Below are 325 nucleotides of genomic sequence, written 5' to 3' on the forward strand. Positions count from 1 at the left end.
GAAGTCGAGCAACTGCCCCGGATTGGCCAGGTACTGCGTCGCCCGGGGGGTGCTGAGCTGCGCCCAGTCGGAGTAGTGCTGACTCCAGAAGCTGGTGGCCCAGGCGGCGTTGAGGGCGTCGAGGGTGCCGTGCCGGGCGGCCAGCCAGGCCCGGAACTCCCGCGCGGCGTGCTCGCAGTGGCAGATCGTGCCGTACTCGTTGTGCACGTGCCACAGCGCCAGCGCCGGGTGGTGGGCGTACCGGTCGGCGAGGAAGGCGGCGATGCGGCGGGCGGCGGCCCGGTACGCGGGCGCGGCGGCGCAGTAGGTGTCCCGGCTGCCGTGG

1 protein-coding gene is annotated in these 325 nt (G+C 74.2%); it reads right to left on the reverse strand.

Annotated features, from left to right (window positions below; all coding sequences use genetic code 11):
• On the reverse strand, window positions 1–325 hold a 325-nt coding region (locus tag ACLQ29_RS35495), incomplete at both ends, for a beta-galactosidase (protein ID WP_425775719.1).

Source organism: Micromonospora sp. DT228 (genome assembly GCF_049841595.1).
GTDB lineage: Bacteria > Actinomycetota > Actinomycetes > Mycobacteriales > Micromonosporaceae > Micromonospora.